15 protein-coding genes, 1 tRNA gene and 2 pseudogenes are annotated in these 15934 nt (G+C 68.9%); 5 read left to right on the top strand and 13 right to left on the bottom strand.

The genetic code is table 11. The features are described from left to right. The first annotated feature begins 31 nt into the window (after window positions 1-31). Window positions 32-892, top strand: coding sequence for a polyphosphate kinase 2 (ppk2, locus tag ASG83_RS05905; RefSeq protein WP_055858055.1), 861 nt, complete (start codon window positions 32-34; stop codon window positions 890-892). Then, the gene (locus ASG83_RS05900) at window positions 889-1890 is read left to right on the top strand and encodes a diacylglycerol kinase family protein (protein WP_055858053.1); all 1002 of its coding nucleotides are present in this window, start codon (window positions 889-891) and stop codon (window positions 1888-1890) included. The genes ppk2 and ASG83_RS05900 overlap by 4 nt, the downstream gene beginning before the upstream one ends. 13 nt (window positions 1891-1903) lie before the next feature. Here the strand turns inward: ASG83_RS05900 and ASG83_RS05895 are convergent, their stop codons facing one another. The 5 genes from ASG83_RS05895 to ASG83_RS05875 form a co-directional block, all read right to left on the bottom strand. Then, the gene (locus ASG83_RS05895; RefSeq protein WP_082599104.1) at window positions 1904-2857 is read right to left on the bottom strand and encodes an alpha/beta hydrolase fold domain-containing protein; all 954 of its coding nucleotides are present in this window, start codon (window positions 2855-2857) and stop codon (window positions 1904-1906) included. After that, window positions 2787-3404, bottom strand: a complete 618-nt coding sequence (locus tag ASG83_RS05890) for an acetylxylan esterase (protein WP_235460041.1) — start codon at window positions 3402-3404, stop codon at window positions 2787-2789. Before ASG83_RS05890 ends, ASG83_RS05895 begins: the two co-directional genes overlap by 71 nt. Before the next feature lie 467 nt (window positions 3405-3871). Next, window positions 3872-5389, bottom strand: a complete 1518-nt coding sequence (locus tag ASG83_RS05885; protein ID WP_055858048.1) for an APC family permease — start codon at window positions 5387-5389, stop codon at window positions 3872-3874. Window positions 5390-5857: 468 nt separating this feature from the next. Then, window positions 5858-6289, bottom strand: coding sequence for a DUF5956 family protein (locus ASG83_RS13400; protein ID WP_369813312.1), 432 nt, complete (start codon window positions 6287-6289; stop codon window positions 5858-5860). Window positions 6290-6299: 10 nt separating this feature from the next. Next, complete coding sequence (locus ASG83_RS05875; protein ID WP_055858043.1) at window positions 6300-6854, bottom strand: hypothetical protein; 555 nt, start codon at window positions 6852-6854, stop codon at window positions 6300-6302. A 373-nt stretch (window positions 6855-7227) separates the two neighbouring features. Between ASG83_RS05875 and ASG83_RS05870 the strand changes: the two genes are divergently transcribed. Continuing rightward, window positions 7228-7758 carry a hypothetical protein gene (locus ASG83_RS05870; protein WP_055858040.1) on the top strand — a complete coding sequence of 177 codons (531 nt, stop codon included), beginning with the start codon at window positions 7228-7230 and terminating at the stop codon, window positions 7756-7758. A gap of 242 nt (window positions 7759-8000) precedes the next feature. On the opposite strand, the gene ASG83_RS05865 is transcribed toward ASG83_RS05870, so the two are convergent. Further along, window positions 8001-8088 (bottom strand) — tRNA-Ser (locus tag ASG83_RS05865). Window positions 8089-8222: 134 nt separating this feature from the next. Here ASG83_RS05865 and ASG83_RS05860 point away from each other — a divergent pair. After that, window positions 8223-8891, top strand: coding sequence for an SGNH/GDSL hydrolase family protein (locus tag ASG83_RS05860; protein ID WP_082599102.1), 669 nt, complete (start codon window positions 8223-8225; stop codon window positions 8889-8891). A 76-nt stretch (window positions 8892-8967) separates the two neighbouring features. Then, window positions 8968-10320, top strand: coding sequence for a DNA repair protein RadA (radA, locus tag ASG83_RS05855; RefSeq protein WP_055858035.1), 1353 nt, complete (start codon window positions 8968-8970; stop codon window positions 10318-10320). Between the two features lie 112 nt (window positions 10321-10432). On the opposite strand, the gene ASG83_RS05850 is transcribed toward radA, so the two are convergent. From ASG83_RS05850 to ASG83_RS13325, 7 genes and pseudogenes are all read right to left on the bottom strand, one after another. After that, window positions 10433-10906 carry a dehydrogenase gene (locus ASG83_RS05850; protein WP_235451360.1) on the bottom strand — a complete coding sequence of 158 codons (474 nt, stop codon included), beginning with the start codon at window positions 10904-10906 and terminating at the stop codon, window positions 10433-10435. A gap of 111 nt (window positions 10907-11017) precedes the next feature. Then, a complete protein-coding gene (locus tag ASG83_RS05845) occupies window positions 11018-11656 on the bottom strand; it encodes a hypothetical protein (protein ID WP_055858031.1) in 639 nt (212 codons plus the stop codon). A gap of 107 nt (window positions 11657-11763) precedes the next feature. Beyond that, window positions 11764-12279 carry an amino-acid N-acetyltransferase gene (locus ASG83_RS05840; RefSeq protein ID WP_055858028.1) on the bottom strand — a complete coding sequence of 172 codons (516 nt, stop codon included), beginning with the start codon at window positions 12277-12279 and terminating at the stop codon, window positions 11764-11766. Window positions 12280-12400: 121 nt separating this feature from the next. Then, window positions 12401-12973: a fasciclin domain-containing protein gene (locus ASG83_RS05835; protein WP_055859378.1), complete on the bottom strand. Its 573-nt coding sequence runs from the start codon at window positions 12971-12973 to the stop codon at window positions 12401-12403. A gap of 323 nt (window positions 12974-13296) precedes the next feature. Then, window positions 13297-15433, bottom strand: a pseudogene (locus ASG83_RS05830) (ATP-dependent Clp protease ATP-binding subunit); the annotation flags it as partial. Between the two features lies 1 nt (window position 15434). Then, window positions 15435-15678 (bottom strand): annotated as a pseudogene (locus ASG83_RS13170) (Clp protease N-terminal domain-containing protein); the annotation flags it as partial. 1 nt (window position 15679) lies between these two features. Further along, window positions 15680-15794 (bottom strand): Clp protease N-terminal domain-containing protein (locus ASG83_RS13325; RefSeq protein ID WP_255358247.1); only part of this gene is annotated, 115 nt, incomplete at its 3' end. Between the last annotated feature and the right edge of the window lie 140 nt (window positions 15795-15934).

Genomic DNA, 15934 nt, shown 5'->3' with positions numbered 1-15934 from the left:
GGGCTAGGGTGAGGCGACCGAGAGGCGACGCATGTCGAAGAAGACGAAGAAGCACGGCACGAATGTGAAGCGCGTGCCGAAGAAGCTCTACGAGGCGGAGCTCGAGCGCCTGCAGATCGAGCTCGTCGAGATGCAGCAGTGGGTCATCGCGACCGGCGCCCGCATCCTCGTCATCTTCGAGGGCCGCGACGCCGCCGGCAAGGGCGGCGCGATCAAGCGCGTCATGCAGTACCTCAACCCGCGGCACGCCCGCGTCGTCGCGCTGCCGCAGCCCTCCGAGCGTGAGAAGGGGCAGTGGTACTTCCAGCGCTACGTCGAGCGGTTGCCGACCAAGGGCGAGATCGTGCTCATGGATCGCTCCTGGTACAACCGCGCCGGCGTCGAGCGCGTCATGGGGTACTGCACCGATGAGGAGTACCACCGGTTCCTCCACCAGGTGCCCGTCGTCGAGCGGATGCTCGTGGAGGACGGCATCACCCTCATCAAGTACTGGTTCTCGGTGTCGGACGAGGTGCAGCAGGAGCGCTTCACGTCTCGACTCGAGGACCCGATGCGGCGGTGGAAGCTGTCGCCGACCGACCTCGAGTCGATCCATCGCTGGGAGGACTACTCGCGGGCGAAGGATGCCATGTTCGACGCCACGGACATCCCCGAAGCGCCCTGGTGGACGATCGAGAGTGACGACAAGCGGGCCTCGCGCCTCAATTCGATCGCCCATCTGCTCAGCCAGATCGACTACCACCGCACCGAGCCGGAGCCGGTGGAGATCCCCGACCGGCCGGAGGCCACCGACTACGAGCGCCCGCCCCGCGATGACCATCAGTTCGTGCCGGACATCGCGGCGAAGCTCGTGAAGAAGGCGAAGAAGAGCAAGAAGGGGGAGGCGCCATGACAGCCGATTCGACGAACGGGCCCGCCGGCCGCCGCCGCGTCGCCGCTGTCGTGTACAACCCCATCAAGGTCGACCTGCCGGCCATCAAGGCCGTGGTGGCAGAGGAGGAGTCCGCCGCAGGGTGGGGGACCACGCTGTGGTTCGAGACCTCTGAGGAGGATCCGGGCCAGGGCGCCACCGAAGCGGCCCTCGCCGAGGGCGCGGAGATGATCATCGTCGCAGGCGGCGACGGCACCGTGCGCGCCGTCGCCGAGGCGGTGCACGAGCACGGAGTGACGCTCGCCCTGCTCCCCTCGGGCACGGGCAACCTGCTCGCGCGCAACCTCAAGCTCACGCTCGACGACCTCGAGCACTCCATCCACTCCGCCTTCACCGGCGACGATCGCGCGATCGACCTCGGGATGATCGAGATCCGCCGTGCGGACTCCTCTGTCGACCGGCATGCGTACCTGGTGATGGCGGGGCTCGGGCTCGACGCTCAGATGCTCGCCAACACCGACGAGGAGCTCAAGGCGAAGGTGGGTTGGCTGGCCTACGTCAAAGCGATCGCCATCGCGTTGAAGGACGACAACCAGCTGCGCATCCGCTACAAGCTCGACGGGGGCCGATCGAAGTCGATGCGCGCGCACACCGTCATCGTCGGCAACTGCGGCACTCTGCAGGCCAACGTGCTGCTCATGCCCGACGCCGCCGTCGACGACGGAAAACTGGACATCGTGCTCCTGCGCCCCGAGGGCTTCGTCAACTGGGTGCAGGTGTTCACCAAGATCGTGTGGGAGAACGGAGTGCTCAGCCGCACGAGACTCGGTCGGAAGCTGCGCACCGACGAGGTCAAGGCCCTCAACTACCTCAAGGGCTCCCGTTTCACGCTCACGGTCGAGAAGCCCGAGCTGATCGAGCTCGACGGCGATGAGTTCGGCGAGGCGGTGGCGTTCCGCACCTGGGTGGAGGCCGGGGGCCTCACCGTGAAGGTGCCCGCCGAGTCATCGGAGGACTGAGGAGCCGCCGCCATCAGGGCCGCCGCACCGCCTCGCGGAGAGCCGCGACGATTACCCGCCGCGCCCTCGCACCCTCGCGGGTGGGCAGCAGCGGGTAGACGTGCAGTTGTCCGGCGATCTCCGTGAACGCGACCTCGACGCCGGCCGCGCGGGCCTTCGCCACGAGCAGATGGGCGTCGGGATTGAGTACGTCGCGGGTTCCGGTGAGCACGGTCAACGGCCCGAGCCCGGCGAAATCGCCGAACAGCGGGCTGACGACGGGGTCGGTGAGCTCACGGTCGCCTCGCCAGAGGTCGGAGAGCACCTGGCCGCCCGGCACGCCGAGCCATGGGTCGGTGGGCTGCACCTCGGGGATGCGCGGGTTGCTCCAGCTCAGATCGACGGCCGGCGAGATCAGCACCGTCACGGGCAGTGCGATGCCGTCGTCGCGCAGGGCCAGCGCCGTGCTGAGTGCGATCTGACCACCCGCGGAGTCTCCGGCGAGGCAGGTCGGGCCGTAGCGCTCCCGGTTCTCGACGACGAGGGCCGCGACCCGCTCGGTGACCTCGGCCGCCGTGCCGAACGGCACCAGCGGGGAGATCGGAAGCGAGACGACCGTGGCGGATTCTGCCGCGATCTGGGCCGCCAGCTGCCAGTGCTGCAGTGCGATCTCGTTCACCCAGCCGCCGCCGTGGGCGTACACGACGCTGCCCACCGGGCTGCTGAGAGTCGGCGTGATCGTGTAGATCGGCCGTCCGCCGTCGGTGCGCACGTCGATGCGCACGTCGGGTCGCAGCCGCGCCGGCGGGCCGTGGCGCGCCGGCCGCAACGCCCGCTCGCGCACGCGGCGGCGAGCGCCCGCGGCGGTGATGAAGGTGCGGTGCCCAGTCGCCCGCAGGCGACGGCAGCGGCAACCTTCAGCGCAAGAGTCGCGCGAGCCATCGGTACTTCTCGACCTGGTGAAACTCCTGCCCGCCCTCGTGGTCATTGAACGGGTAGACCGCCATCGACTTGGGGCCCCCGTACCGGTTGTAGGCGGCATACACGGTCGAGGGCGGACACGTGGCGTCCATGAGGGCGACGGAGAACAAGGCTGACGCCGTGGCGCGCGAGGCGAGAGACGCGCCATCGACATGCGACAGCGTGCGCAAGACCCGCTCGGCGTGGTCGCGGTTCACGCTGAGGTAGCGCGAAATCTCGCGGCACGGGTCGCGGTCGCTGACCGTGATCGCTCGGCCGAAGTGGCACAGGAACGGCACGTCGATGAGCGCCCCAACGGGCACGTCGCTGAGGCTCGCAGCAGCCAGCGCCAGCCCGCCCCCCTGGCTGCCCCCGGCCACAACGATGCGAGCCGGGTCGACGTGCACCGATTCGGCGACCGCGGTGATCGCCCGCACCGCATCCACGTAGACCCGGCGGTAGTAATACCGCTCCGAGTCGAGAATTCCCTCGGTCGTTTTGCCGGGCACCGCGTTCGAGAGCGACGAGTGATGAGGGTCGGGGGTCGCTCCCGGCGTGTTCGTGCCCGTCGTCATAGGACGCCCGGGGTTGACGCGGATCGAGGACGCGTCCCTGGGTGGGTTCCGCCTACGCCGCGGCACATCAAGCTTCGGGGATCGTTGGGGTCGTGCATCGATCAGGAACCGGAGAACTACAGGCCTGACCGACACCCGAACGTGATGGCTAACCGACATGCGCCGTAGGGCAACCCTTGTGTTACTGAGCCCGCCGGATCTAGCGACGAAGAACGCGATCGTGACCGCGATGGTGATGATCCAGATGAGGGGCGTGACGCCCTCAGGGGTGCTCCTTGGTCAGTCAATGAATGACCAGGGTCACTTCCACCCCGGCGAACCAGGGCAAGCCGCCCGGGGCACGAAGGCGTGCTCGTAGTGACGAGTCGGCTTCGAAGGAGTACTCCCCTTGATTCGCCGATCGTACCGTGCCGAGTGCCGCACGGCGGAGTCGTTCCGTCGTGCGACACTCGGGTCAGTTCGTCGAATTACTTCCGCACGGTCGGGATCGAGCCGGTGCGACGGTTGATCTCGTCAGCCACCGCGATCGCGTCACCCGCCGGCGCAGTCGACTTAGCATCGGGCCGCGCCGCGAACAGGTAGATCGCGCCCGTGCCCAGCACGATGCCCAAGCCGATCAGCACGACCCAGTCGGTGACGAAGTCGCCCGACGCGCCCGGGGTGGCGAGCAGATACATGGCGAAGATGCCGTAGGCGAGCGCAAGGATGTTGACGACCATGCCGAACGCACCGAGCGAGAACGGCCCGGCAGGGCGCCAGCCCTTGAACCGCTGCCGCAGCGACGCCAGCACCACCATCTGGAACGCCACGTAGATGCCGAGCACCGCGAAGGCCGTCACGGGGTAGAGCAGAGCGGGGTTGATCCAGACCAACACTGAGATCACCGCGGGAATCGTGCAGGCCACGATGAGCGCGTTGACCGGCACCTTGCTCTTCGGCGAGACCTTGGCCAGCCAGCGGTGACCCGGCAGCATCCCATCGCGGGCGAAGGAGAAGAGCAAGCGGCTGGCCGCCGCCTGCAGGCTCAGCACGCACGAGAGGAACGCGGTCACGGCGACGACGAGGAAGATCTTGGCGCCGACATCGCCCAGGGTGGCGCTGAGGATGCCCGGGATCGGGTCGGCGTCCTCGCCGGCAACAATCGCCTCCAGGTTCGGTGCCGCCATCACGTAGCCGGCGAAGGAGAACAGTGCCGAGACGCCCCCGACGAGGATCGTCAGGACCATGGCGCGCGGAACCTGGCGAGCCGGCGACGCGACCTCTTCGGCAACATCACCGCAGGCCTCGAAGCCGTAGAACAAGAACAGCCCCGCAAGCGCGGCACCGACGAAGGCCGTCAGGTAGCTGCCATCGCCCTCGACGCCCATCGTGTCGAAAAAGACGCTGAATTCCTGCTGGCGCTGGAAGATCAGTAGGTACAGGCCAACTCCGATGACGCCGATCAGCTCGGCCGCGAGGCCGATGCGGGCGACGCGAGCCAGCCACGTCGTACCCGCGAAGTTGATCACGAGCGCGATGAGAAGAAGGGCGAGCGCCAGCAGCAGTCCGGATGTCGCATCCAGGGTGATGCCGAACAGGCTCGCCGCGAAGCCCGCGCCGTACTGCGCGACGGCGGTGATCGTGACGATCATCGCCCAGATGTAGACCCACGCAGCCATCCACGCATAGCGGCGGCTCCACAGGCGGCGTGCCCACGGGTAGATGCCGCCGTGGATTGGGTACTGCGAGACGACCTCGCCGAACACGAGAGAGACCAGCAACTGCCCGCCTCCGACAATGAGGAGCCACCAAATCGACGGCGGGCCACCCACCGTCAAGGCGAGCGCGAAGAGCGAGTAGACGCCGACGAGCGGTGAGAGATATGTGAATCCGAGGGCGAAGTTCGCCCACAGACTCATCGACCTGTTGAAGGTGTCGTCGTACCCGAGCACCCTGAGGTGTTCGTTGTCGGACAGCTCCGAAGGCTGATCGGGGTGGGTCGTCATGGTGCCCTTTCGATCGTCATTGAACTGCGGGACCTGGAGACTGCTACGGGGCGTGGTGACTCTCCGATGGCGCCGCCTCAGCGAGCGGTGGAGCAATCATGGTCCCGAGCCGGACCGTCGTCAACAACCACACCACGCGAGCCGCCGACGCTCTCCGAGGCTTCCTCTGAGAAGCAGAAAACCCCCGATCCAAGGGGGTCGGGGGTTTCCTATTTGCTGAGACAGGACAACGCGGGCTGCTTGCGAAACTCCTCCAGCCGCCCAGATGCAGGTCAGATTGAGCCCGGGAAAAGCGCTCATCCTCTGCGAGTGACCGGAAAATCCTCTGCGGGCTGCCTAGGCGGGCCGCCGCTGCAGACGACCCGCATGCTCGATCACCTACGGGAGATTAGCTCTCGTTCGCACTCTGCACCGGCAGCCCCTCATTTGCCCCGCCGCGCTACGCCCCGGCCGGGACGGCTCAATCGATCAATCGCTAACCAAGAGAGTACGAAGCTCTCTCTCTACGACCTCCCGGACCCGCTGTTGAGCCGGATCCAGGCCCACGACAGAGCGGTTGACGCGACCCCAGAACGAGTCTCCGTCCGTTCCAGCCGGAAGCACGAGGCGCCACTCGATCCCCTCCGGCGGATACGGCACAGAGTTCTCTTCCAGGAATACCCGCAACTCCTCGCTGCGGATCTGCTCTTCCTCGACTGTGGCCGGCCTCGAATGGCCTGTGGTATCGGAATACACAACGACCGGCTCGCTGGACGCGGTCACCTGATATGTCCACGCTGGGCCGGAAAGATAGGCGAGGAGCGCCTGCCAACCGTTTCTCTCCAGCCTCAGCTCGTCTCCACGCCGGGGTGGCTCGCGCGGTAAATCTTCCCAGCTTCGAGGCAGTGAGTCGCTTGTCATCCAGCCAGCCTCATCCCGGGAAGTAGCAATTGTCGTTACCGTAGCAGTTGAATTTCTGACCCATGAGCGGCGGGTTCATTCGGATCGGCGGGTAGCCGGACGGCACTACCCATCCACGGACTTCGCCGGTGTATTGAGCCGATTGCACCAGCCTATTCCCGTAGATAAGCGGTCCATTGAATCGGCCTAGCCCGATGGCTATGGATGCATCGCCGTTGTCCGCAGCGTGGGTGCCGCACGAGCTGAAAAAGTCACCCACCTGGGTGCAGTGCACATTTGCCCCGCTGATGGAGATGCTGGGCCCCGTCTCGTGGATCCACGAGACCGTCCAGCGAGCCTGCCGACCATTGAGGCTGTTGGGTATGATGACGTCGAATGTGCCGATCACACCATTCTGATCGCCGTAGGCCGCGTTACCTTTCGTCTCGGAAATGTAGGCGCTGATTCGACGGGTGCAGGTCGTTCCGAACTCACACCAGGTGTCGTAGTCGTCGCCCACGGCCATCGTCCCAATATTCGCCGCGGCTTCCACGGTCTGCGGGTCATCCGCCACGCGCTCGGTCACATACCGCGCAGGATGCTCGGCGTCAGCGCGCGGCGCCAGGTACGTGAGCTGTCCACCGAGGCAGGACCAGCTCTCCAGCTTCTTGGCCGTGGCTGCGGCAATGCAGGCCTCTAAAGGCGCACGTGCGGGCAAGTTCTCAGGAGGGGCAGCTGCCGCGGGGGCGCTTGAGAGTAGTAGAGCTACGACTGCAGCCGCCGCCGCCCATCCTGTGATGCTCTTCATCTGACTTGGCGTTCCGGGCTCCATTGCCCTGTGTTTTCGAGACGATCTCGAAAACTACTGTTGATGCTGACCGTAGGTCCTGCCGGAGCTGACGAAAAGTCGGCCATAGGGGGACTCGGGAGCCTTAGCGTCCGGGCCTCCCCGTAGGGGGATGTGCCCGGCCATCGGACAGCAGGCGAAGGTGGAGTGCCCGCTGCGCGAGATCCACCCACAGTCGTCGAAGAAGGCAAAGCCGGAGATCCTCAACGCACCCAGCGAGGACCAGCGCGATCGCATCTGCCGCCAGACGTCCGTGATGTTCCCGGTGTCGGAGGGTCAGAAACTTCGGCAGGAACTGATCTACGGCACCGAGGAGTGGGCCGCCGCCTACCGCCACGACCGCAACACCGTCGAGAGCTGGAACCGCGAGTTCAAGTACGAGAGCAGCTCCATCGCCGCGACGGCGCGGCGGCGCATGCGCGGCCTCGGCGCAGCTCAGTTCATGTTCGTCCTCGAGATCATGCAGCGGAACTTCGCGCGCATCGCTTCCTTCTTCGAGAAGGAGGCACGGAAGAAGACTGCACCCGCTGTGCGTCGACGCCGCGATCGAGACGGACTGTCGCCGTACGTGAGGAACCGCGGCCCCAAGGTCGAGACGTTTGTCGCGGTTCCCGGCGCCCCACCAAAGCCACTGCGCACCTAGAGGCTGCTCGCCTCTCGACACCCGCAACAGGCACACCTGCACGACCGAAGGCTTCGCCGCGCCCGCACACGGGTCCGGCGGAGCCTTTTGTCGTCTTTGGGGCCGCGAGTACTGCCAGTGAGGCGTGCATGCCGGCCGATAGGCCGCCGGGAACGCAGAAAACGCCGCCGATCGCTCGGCGGCGTTTTCTATGGGCCTAGTTTCGCAACCAGATCTCGCGAGTTTCGCAAGGAGCCCCAACGCGGAACCGGTGGGATTTGAACCCACGGTGGGCTCAACACCCACACAACTTTTCGAGAGTTGCACCTTCGGCCGCTCGGACACGGTTCCGCGGGAGAGTTTAGTACAGGCCGGCGGGTGGCGCGAACCGGGCCGGAAAGGCAGCATCCGGCCTTCCGTCGCTGCATCCGCCGCCGCATTCGCCCCTCGGCATCCGCTTCATCCTCGCTCGCTACGATGCGGGAATGGCCCCCTCAATGCGCACGCCCTGGCTGTGGCAGCGGCGGCGGCAGTGGGCGGCCCGCGGGCGCGCCGAGGGCGAGCTGCTCTACGTCGCAATCGGCGACTCGGCGGCGCAGGGCATCGGCGTGCGCGACCTGGACTCCTCCTACGTCGGACTGCTCAGGAACCGTCTGCAGCGTCTCTCGGGCCGTACCGTGCGCGTCGTTAACCTCTCGCGCTATGGCGCGCGCATCGGCGACGCGCTCGATCGGCAGCTGCCACTGCTGCGCGCGATCATCGATGAGACCGGTCGCGAACCCGACCTCGTCACGGTAGCGATCGGCGCCAACGATATGCGCGACGTCGACCACGACGGGTTCGTCGCCGGCGTCGAGCGGCTCATCGACTCGGTGCCGCGGCACGCGGTGATCGCCGACCTGCCGTGCTTCCACTTCGGCCCTCGCGAGCTGAATGCCGCGGACGCCTCGCGCGCCATCGAGACGCGCGTGCGCGCATCCGGCCGCCCCTTCGCGCCGCTGCACCGCGTCACCGAGCTGCGCCGCGGGCCACAGTCGTGGGCGGAGTTCACGTGGGACCAGTTCCACCCCAACCGCCTCGGCTACCGCGTCTGGGAGTCGGCCTTCGCCAGCGCCGTGAACCGCCGGGCGCGTCAGCTGCGGCTCGGCGACTGACCGCGCCCTGCGCGGGTTGCCCACCGTCGGCCCGCCTCATCGCCCGGCGTCGGTGCTCGGCCGTAGCATCGGGAGCATGGCCCGCCCGACGACGACCTTCCGCTGCTCCGAGTGCGGGTGGACGACCCCGAAGTGGGCCGGCCGCTGCGGCGAGTGCCAGCAGTGGGGCACGGTCGTCGAAGCCGGCCCGGCCGCAGTGACGCAGCGCACGACCTCGGCGCGCGTCGCCGAGGCCCGCGTCGCCCGCCCGATCACCGAGATCACGGCGCGCGACGAGAGCCACACCCCCACCGGCATCGCCGAGTTCGACCGCGTGCTCGGCGGTGGCATCGTGCCGGGCGCGGCGTTCCTGCTCTCGGGCGAGCCGGGCGTCGGCAAGTCGACGCTCCTGCTCGAGGTCGCCTCGCGCGCCGCCCGTCGCGGCCAGCGCGTGCTCTACGTCTCTGCGGAGGAGTCGACCGCGCAGGTCCGCCTCCGCGCCGGCCGCACGAACGCGCTGAGCGACGAGCTCTACCTCGCGGCCGAGACCGACCTCTCGGTGATCCTCGGCCAGATCGACGAGGTGCAGCCGCAGCTCGTCATCGTCGACTCGGTGCAGACCGTGGCATCCCCCCTCATCGACGGCCTCGCCGGCGGCGTCTCGCAGGTTCGCGAAGTCGCGGCGACGCTCATCCGCGTCGCGAAGGAGCGCGACCTCCCGGTCATCCTCGTCGGCCACGTCACGAAGGACGGCACGATCGCGGGGCCCCGGCTTCTCGAGCACCTGGTGGATGTCGTGTGCCAGTTCGAGGGCGATCGCCAGACCGCGCTGCGCTTCGTGCGCGCCCACAAGAACCGCTTCGGGCCGACCGACGAGGTGGGGTGCTTCGAGATGACCGGCGACGGCATCGCCGAGGTCGCCGACCCGAGCGCGCTGTTCCGGTCGCACGCGCCCGTGCCCGTGAGCGGCACGTGCGTCGCCATCGCGATGGAGGGCCGCCGCGCCATCCCCGTCGAGGTGCAGGCGCTCGTCGTCGCGTCGAGCGCGCCGCAGCCGAGGCGCGTCGTCAACGGCGTCGACTCCTCGCGCGTGGCCATGCTGCTCGCGGTGCTCGAGCGCCGCTGCGGCATGCCGCTGTCGAGCTTCGACGTCTACGTCTCCACCGTCGGCGGCATCCGCCTCACCGAGCCCGCCGCCGACCTCGCCATCGCTCTCGCGATCGCGAGCGCCCGACGCGAGAAGGCCCTCGATGGCCATCTCGCCGCGATCGGCGAGATCAGCCTCGCCGGAGAGATCCGCGCCGTCGCCGGGGCGCCGCAGCGCGCCGCCGAGGGCCGACGCCTCGGCTATCGCACGCTCATCGACGCCTCGGCGCTGCACGTGCGCGAGGCAGTGCGGCTCGCGTTCGCGAGCGCGAGCGACGAGAAGATCGACATCCCCGAGTTCTGACCTGCGGCAGGCGGATGCCGCGCGCTTGAGTGCGAAAGTCGCAGTTGTGCCGGGAAGTTCCGGCTCACTCGCGACTTTCGGGCACATCCGCCGGCAGTCTGGGCGTGCGGCCCTACTCCGCGGCGTCGGCGACCGGTGCCTCGAGCCGCAGCGCGTCGAGCACCGTCTGCGGCTCGGCCTGCATCGCGTGCGGGCCGGCGACGTCGAACCACACGGCCTCGAGAACGCCGATGTTCTGCTCGAGGAAGTCGGCGAGCGTCGCCCCGTCGTAGGCGAGCACGCGCAGGTCGGTCTCGTTCGGCAGCATCGAGACGTACGTCTCGGGGCTCGAGAACAGCAGCAGCATGTACTTGTCGGCCTCGCCGCGCCGGAACACCCGCACCTGCGACGGCCCGTCGACGGGGAGCAGGGGCACGATCACGTGGTCGTTGCGCAGCGCGAAGGCGACGGCCGCGGCATCCTGCCTCTCGAGGGCGGCGGCGAGGCGCTGCTCGATCGGCAGGGTCGACTCGGGCAGCGGGCTCGCGGCTCCGGGCATGCGGCGCGGGGTGCCGCCGGGGCGTGAGGGGCGCTTCTTCTTCGGCATCGCCACCAGCCTACGCGGGCGCCGCCGAACGACCGTGGTGGGGATGCCCGGGGAGAGCGGGCGCCGACCGCACGCGCCCGCGGGCGTCTCGCCGGGCATCCGCCCCCATCGCTACTGGAGGATGAAGGGCTTCGGCTCGGAGGTGAAGCCGCCGATCGTGACCGTCAGCCGGTAGGTCGCGCCGCCGCCGATCGCCGCCGTGCGCTCGCCCTCGCAGGCGCCCCCCGGCTCGGAGCGCACGCGCTGCCACGAGAACGGCGTCGTCGAGAGCGGCGTGCCCGGCTCGAGGGTGACCTCGGCCGGCGCGGGGTCTGTCTGGCAGTCCTTCGAGGACCAGATGCGGTCGCTGCCGGAGGTGATGACGTACTCCTGCACGTCGGTGCCGACGGTCGCGACGCACGGGGCCGAGCCCGTGTTGGTGAGCGTGAGCGAGAGCAGCGGCTGCACCTCGGCGGGGTACGAGTCGGCGTCGGTGACGGACGCGACCTGCACCTGGTCGGGCGTGCACGCGTTCGGGTCGGCCGGGTCGACGGGCTCGGCGGGCTCCTCGGCGCCCGCCTCGTCGGCCGGGGCGTCGCTCGCGGCGGGGTTCGCGCCCGGGTCGCCCGCGCCCGCCTGATCGGCTCCGGGGCGGACGAGGATCAGCACGACGATGAGGATCACGGCGAGCAGGCCGATGCCGACCACCAGACGGCGGCGCCAGTAGACCTGGGGCGGCAGCGGCCCCACGGGTTGACGCAGGGTCTGCATGGGGTCAGGGTACGTCGCGGCGGGCCGGATTCCGGGGCGGGCGGGCGGCGTGTGCGCAGATCGCCCGCGGGCGAGGGGGCGGATGCCGTCGGCGGTCGCCGCCGGTGCTAGTGCAGCTGCTTGAGCATGCGCGTGTTGCCGAGCGTGTTCGGCTTGACGCGCGAGAGGTCGAGGAACTCGGCGACGCCCTCGTCGGGCGAGCGCAGCAGCTCGCTGTACACCTCGGGGTCGACGAGCAGCTGCTCGCCCATGGGCTCGAACCCGTGCCGGGCGAAGAAGTCGACCTCGAAGGTCAGGCAGAACAGGCGGGAGAGCCCGAGCGCGAGAGCAGCATCCTCGAGGGCTGTGAGGATGCCGTGGCCGACCCCCCTGCCCAGCCACGATTCGGCGACCGCGAGGGTGCGCACCTCGCCGAGGTCCTCCCAGATGACGTGGAGCGCGCCGCAGCCGATGACCTCGCCGCCGCCGTCGACGGCGACCACGAACTCCTGCACCGACTCGAAGAGCACCACGAGCTCCTTGCCGAGCAGGATGCGCTTCTGCACGAGCGGCTCGACGAGCTGCGTGATGGCGCGCACGTCGGAGGTGCGGGCCGGCCGCACGAGGAATCCGGGGGTGGTCACGCGATCAGCCTAGAGGCGGCGGCGGATGCCCGGCTCACCGACCGCGGACAGCACGGAGCCCCGGCCACCCGAACGGCCGGGGCTCCTGCTCGCGCCGACGTGACGGGGCGCGGAACCGCGATCAGGATCCGGGGACGAGGACCCGGTCGATCGTGTGGATCACGCCGTTGGAGGCGTGGATGTTGGAGAACTCGGGGAGGATCTTCGGGTCGGCGAGCGGAGCGCCGTCCCGCAGGTTGACGCCCTGGACGCGGAAGCTGACGCCGCTGAGCGTGTCCACGCTTCCGGCCTTGACGACCTGGGTGCGCGACTTCTCGCCGGCCGACACGTGGTAGAGCAGCACGTCGACGAGGTTCGGGAGCGTCGCGGCGGTTGCGAGGGCCTCCTGCTCGGTGGCGGGACGCGAGCCGGTGAGGTCGGTCACGAGGCGGAGGAAGGCCTCGTCGTTCGGGGCGAACACCGTGAGGTCGGCCGAGGGGTCGGCGGTCGCGCCGGCGAGGCCCGTGGCGACGAGGGCGCCGACGAGGATGTCGTAGTCGCCACCGTTGGTGTCGTAGGCGCCGACGCCACCCGAGGCCGCGACGGCGATGTCGGTGATCGTGGGGCCGTCGTGGCCCGCGGCGACCGCGGGGGCGGCGGTGCTCGCGGCGAGCGCGAGCGAGGCGAGACCGGCGAGGGCGAGACGCTTCTTCATCGAGGTTCTCCAGTTCATGAGCCGCGGGGGCGCGGCGGGGATCGGTATCGGCGGAGGGCGGAGATGCCCCCCGAATGAGGGTGCTTCTCCGTGCCCTCCGACGACAAGGCGCCCCAGCCTTCCCGCGGCGAGCCTGCGGCCGGCTCGCGGCTGGTGCGCAGGCAGCACGCGGCCACTCGTCGGCAACTTCGCGGCGGAGGGTGCATCCGGACCAGGAGTGTCGCCGGTACGCGCGCGCGACGCTCCGGATCCTCGCGACCTCGGGAACGACGACGCCCCGCCCCGGAGATCCGGGGGCGGGGCGTCGGTCGTGGTGCGCGCGGCTACTCGACGGGCGGCAGCTCGCCGGCGACCGCGGGGCCGGCCTCGACCGCCGCGAGCTCCTTCTGCGTGGTGACGAAGGTGAACTCGCCGTCGACGAAGTCGACCTCGACGTGGTCGCCGCCGTTGAGGCGACCGTGCAGGATCTCCTCGGACAGGCGGTCCTCGATCTCGTGCTGCACCGCGCGGCGCAGGGGGCGAGCACCGAGCGACGGGTCCCAGCCGAGCTTGATGAGCTGAGCCTTCGCCGAGTCGCTGACGTTGATGGTCAGGTCGCGGTCCATCATGCGGTCGCGCAGGCGCTTGATGAACAGGTCGACGATCTGCAGCAGCTCGTCCTGGTTCAGCTGCGGGAAGACGATCGTCTCGTCGACGCGGTTGAGGAACTCGGGCTTGAAGTGCTTCTTCAGCTCCTCCACGACCTTCGCGCGCATGGCGCTGTAGGTCGCGGCCGTGTTGCCCTCGAGCGTGAAGCCGACCGGGCCGCCCGTGATGTCCTTCGTGCCGAGGTTGGTCGTCATGATGATGACCGTGTTCTTGAAGTCGACGACGCGGCCCTGACCGTCGGTCAGGCGCCCCTCCTCCAGCACCTGCAGCAGCGAGTTGAAGATGTCCGGGTGCGCCTTCTCGATCTCGTCGAAGAGCACGACGCTGAACGGCTTGCGGCGCACCTTCTCGGTGAGCTGGCCGCCCTCCTCGAATCCGACGAATCCGGGAGGGGCGCCGAACAGTCGCGAGACGGTGTGCTTCTCGCCGTACTCCGACATGTCGAGCGCGATGAGCGCGCCCTCGTCGTCGAAGAGGAACTCGGCGAGCGCCTTCGCGAGCTCGGTCTTCCCGACGCCCGTGGGGCCGGCGAAGATGAACGAGCCCGAAGGGCGCTTCGGGTCCTTGAGGCCCGCACGGGTGCGGCGGATCGTCTTGGCGAGGACGGAGATGGCCTCCTCCTGGCCGATGACCCGCTGGTGCAGGGCCTTCTCCATGAAGATGAGGCGGCTCGACTCCTCCTCCGTGAGCTTGAAGACGGGGATGCCCGTGGCCTGCGCGAGCACCTCGGCGATGACGCCCTCGTCGACGGTGCCGCCGACGCCGGCCTCGCCCGAACGCCACTGCTTCTCGAGGCGCAGCCGCTCGCCGAGCAGCTTCTTCTCGTCGTCGCGCAGGCTGGCGGCCTTCTCGAAGTCCTGGTTCTCGATCGCGAGCTCCTTCTCGGAGCGCACGCCGGCGATCTTCTCGTCGAACTCGCGCAGCTCAGGCGGTGCCGACAGGATCGACAGTCGCAGCCGAGCGCCGGCCTCGTCGATCAGGTCGATCGCCTTGTCGGGCAGGAAGCGATCCTGCACGTAGCGGTCGGCCAGGTTCACGGCCGAGACGATCGCGCCGTCGGTGATCGAGACCTTGTGGAACGCCTCGTACTTGTCGCGAAGCCCCTTGAGGATGTTGATCGCGTGCGGCAGCGACGGCTCCTGCACCTGGACCGGCTGGAAGCGACGCTCGAGAGCGGCATCCTTCTCGAAGTGCTTGCGGTACTCATCGAGCGTGGTCGCGCCGATCGTCTGGAGCTCACCGCGCGCCAGCAGCGGCTTGAGGATGCTCGCCGCATCGATCGCGCCCTCGGCGGCACCCGCACCCACGAGGGTGTGGATCTCGTCGATGAAGACGATGATGTCGCCGCGCGTGCGGATCTCCTTCGTGACCTTCTTCAGGCGCTCCTCGAAGTCGCCGCGGTAGCGCGAGCCGGCGATGAGCGAGCCGAGGTCGAGCGAGTAGAGCTGCTTGTCCTTCAGCGTCTCGGGCACCTCGCCCTTGACGATCGCCTGGGCGAGGCCCTCGACGACGGCGGTCTTGCCGACGCCGGGCTCGCCGATCAGGACGGGGTTGTTCTTGGAGCGGCGCGAGAGGATCTGCATGACCCGCTCGGCCTCCTTCTCGCGGCCGATGACGGGGTCGAGCTTTCCGTCGCGCGCGGCCTGCGTGAGGTTGCGGCCGAACTGGTCGAGCACCTGCGAGCCCTTGTCGGCGCTCGGGGTGTCGCCGCCGACGGCGACGGCCTCCTTGCCCTGGTAGCCCGACAGCAGCTGGATGACCTGCTGGCGCACGCGGTTGAGGTCGGCGCCGAGCTTGACGAGCACCTGGGCGNGCGACGCCCTCGCCCTCGCGGATGAGGCCGAGGAGGATGTGCTCGGTGCCGATGTAGTTGTGGCCGAGCTGCAGCGCCTCGCGCAGGCTCAGCTCGAGCACCTTCTTCGCGCGCGGCGTGAAGGGGATGTGCCCGGTCGGCTGCTGCTGACCCTGGCCGATGATGTCCTGGACCTGCTCGCGCACGGCGTCGAGCGAGATGCTGAGCGACTCGAGCGCCTTCGCGGCTACTCCCTCACCCTCGTNGGATGAGGCCGAGGAGGATGTGCTCGGTGCCGATGTAGTTGTGGTTGAGCATCTTGGCCTCTTCCTGGGCCAGGACCACCACGCGACGGGCACGGTCGGTGAAGCGTTCGAACATCGGATACCTCCTCAGGCGCCGGGGCGCTGACGGGGCCCCGGTTGCTATCGAGGGTAACCAGGGGTGGTGGGGAAAACTGCCCCTGTTCGCCGTAGGCGTGCGGGATTCCGGGGCGTGCGCTCACCGGGCCGGAATCGACT

The sequence above is a fragment of the Yonghaparkia sp. Soil809 genome, assembly GCF_001429705.1.
Lineage (GTDB): Bacteria > Actinomycetota > Actinomycetes > Actinomycetales > Microbacteriaceae > Microcella.
The sequence above is the reverse complement of the archived record's forward strand: the minus strand, read 5'-3'. Positions and strand labels throughout refer to the sequence as shown.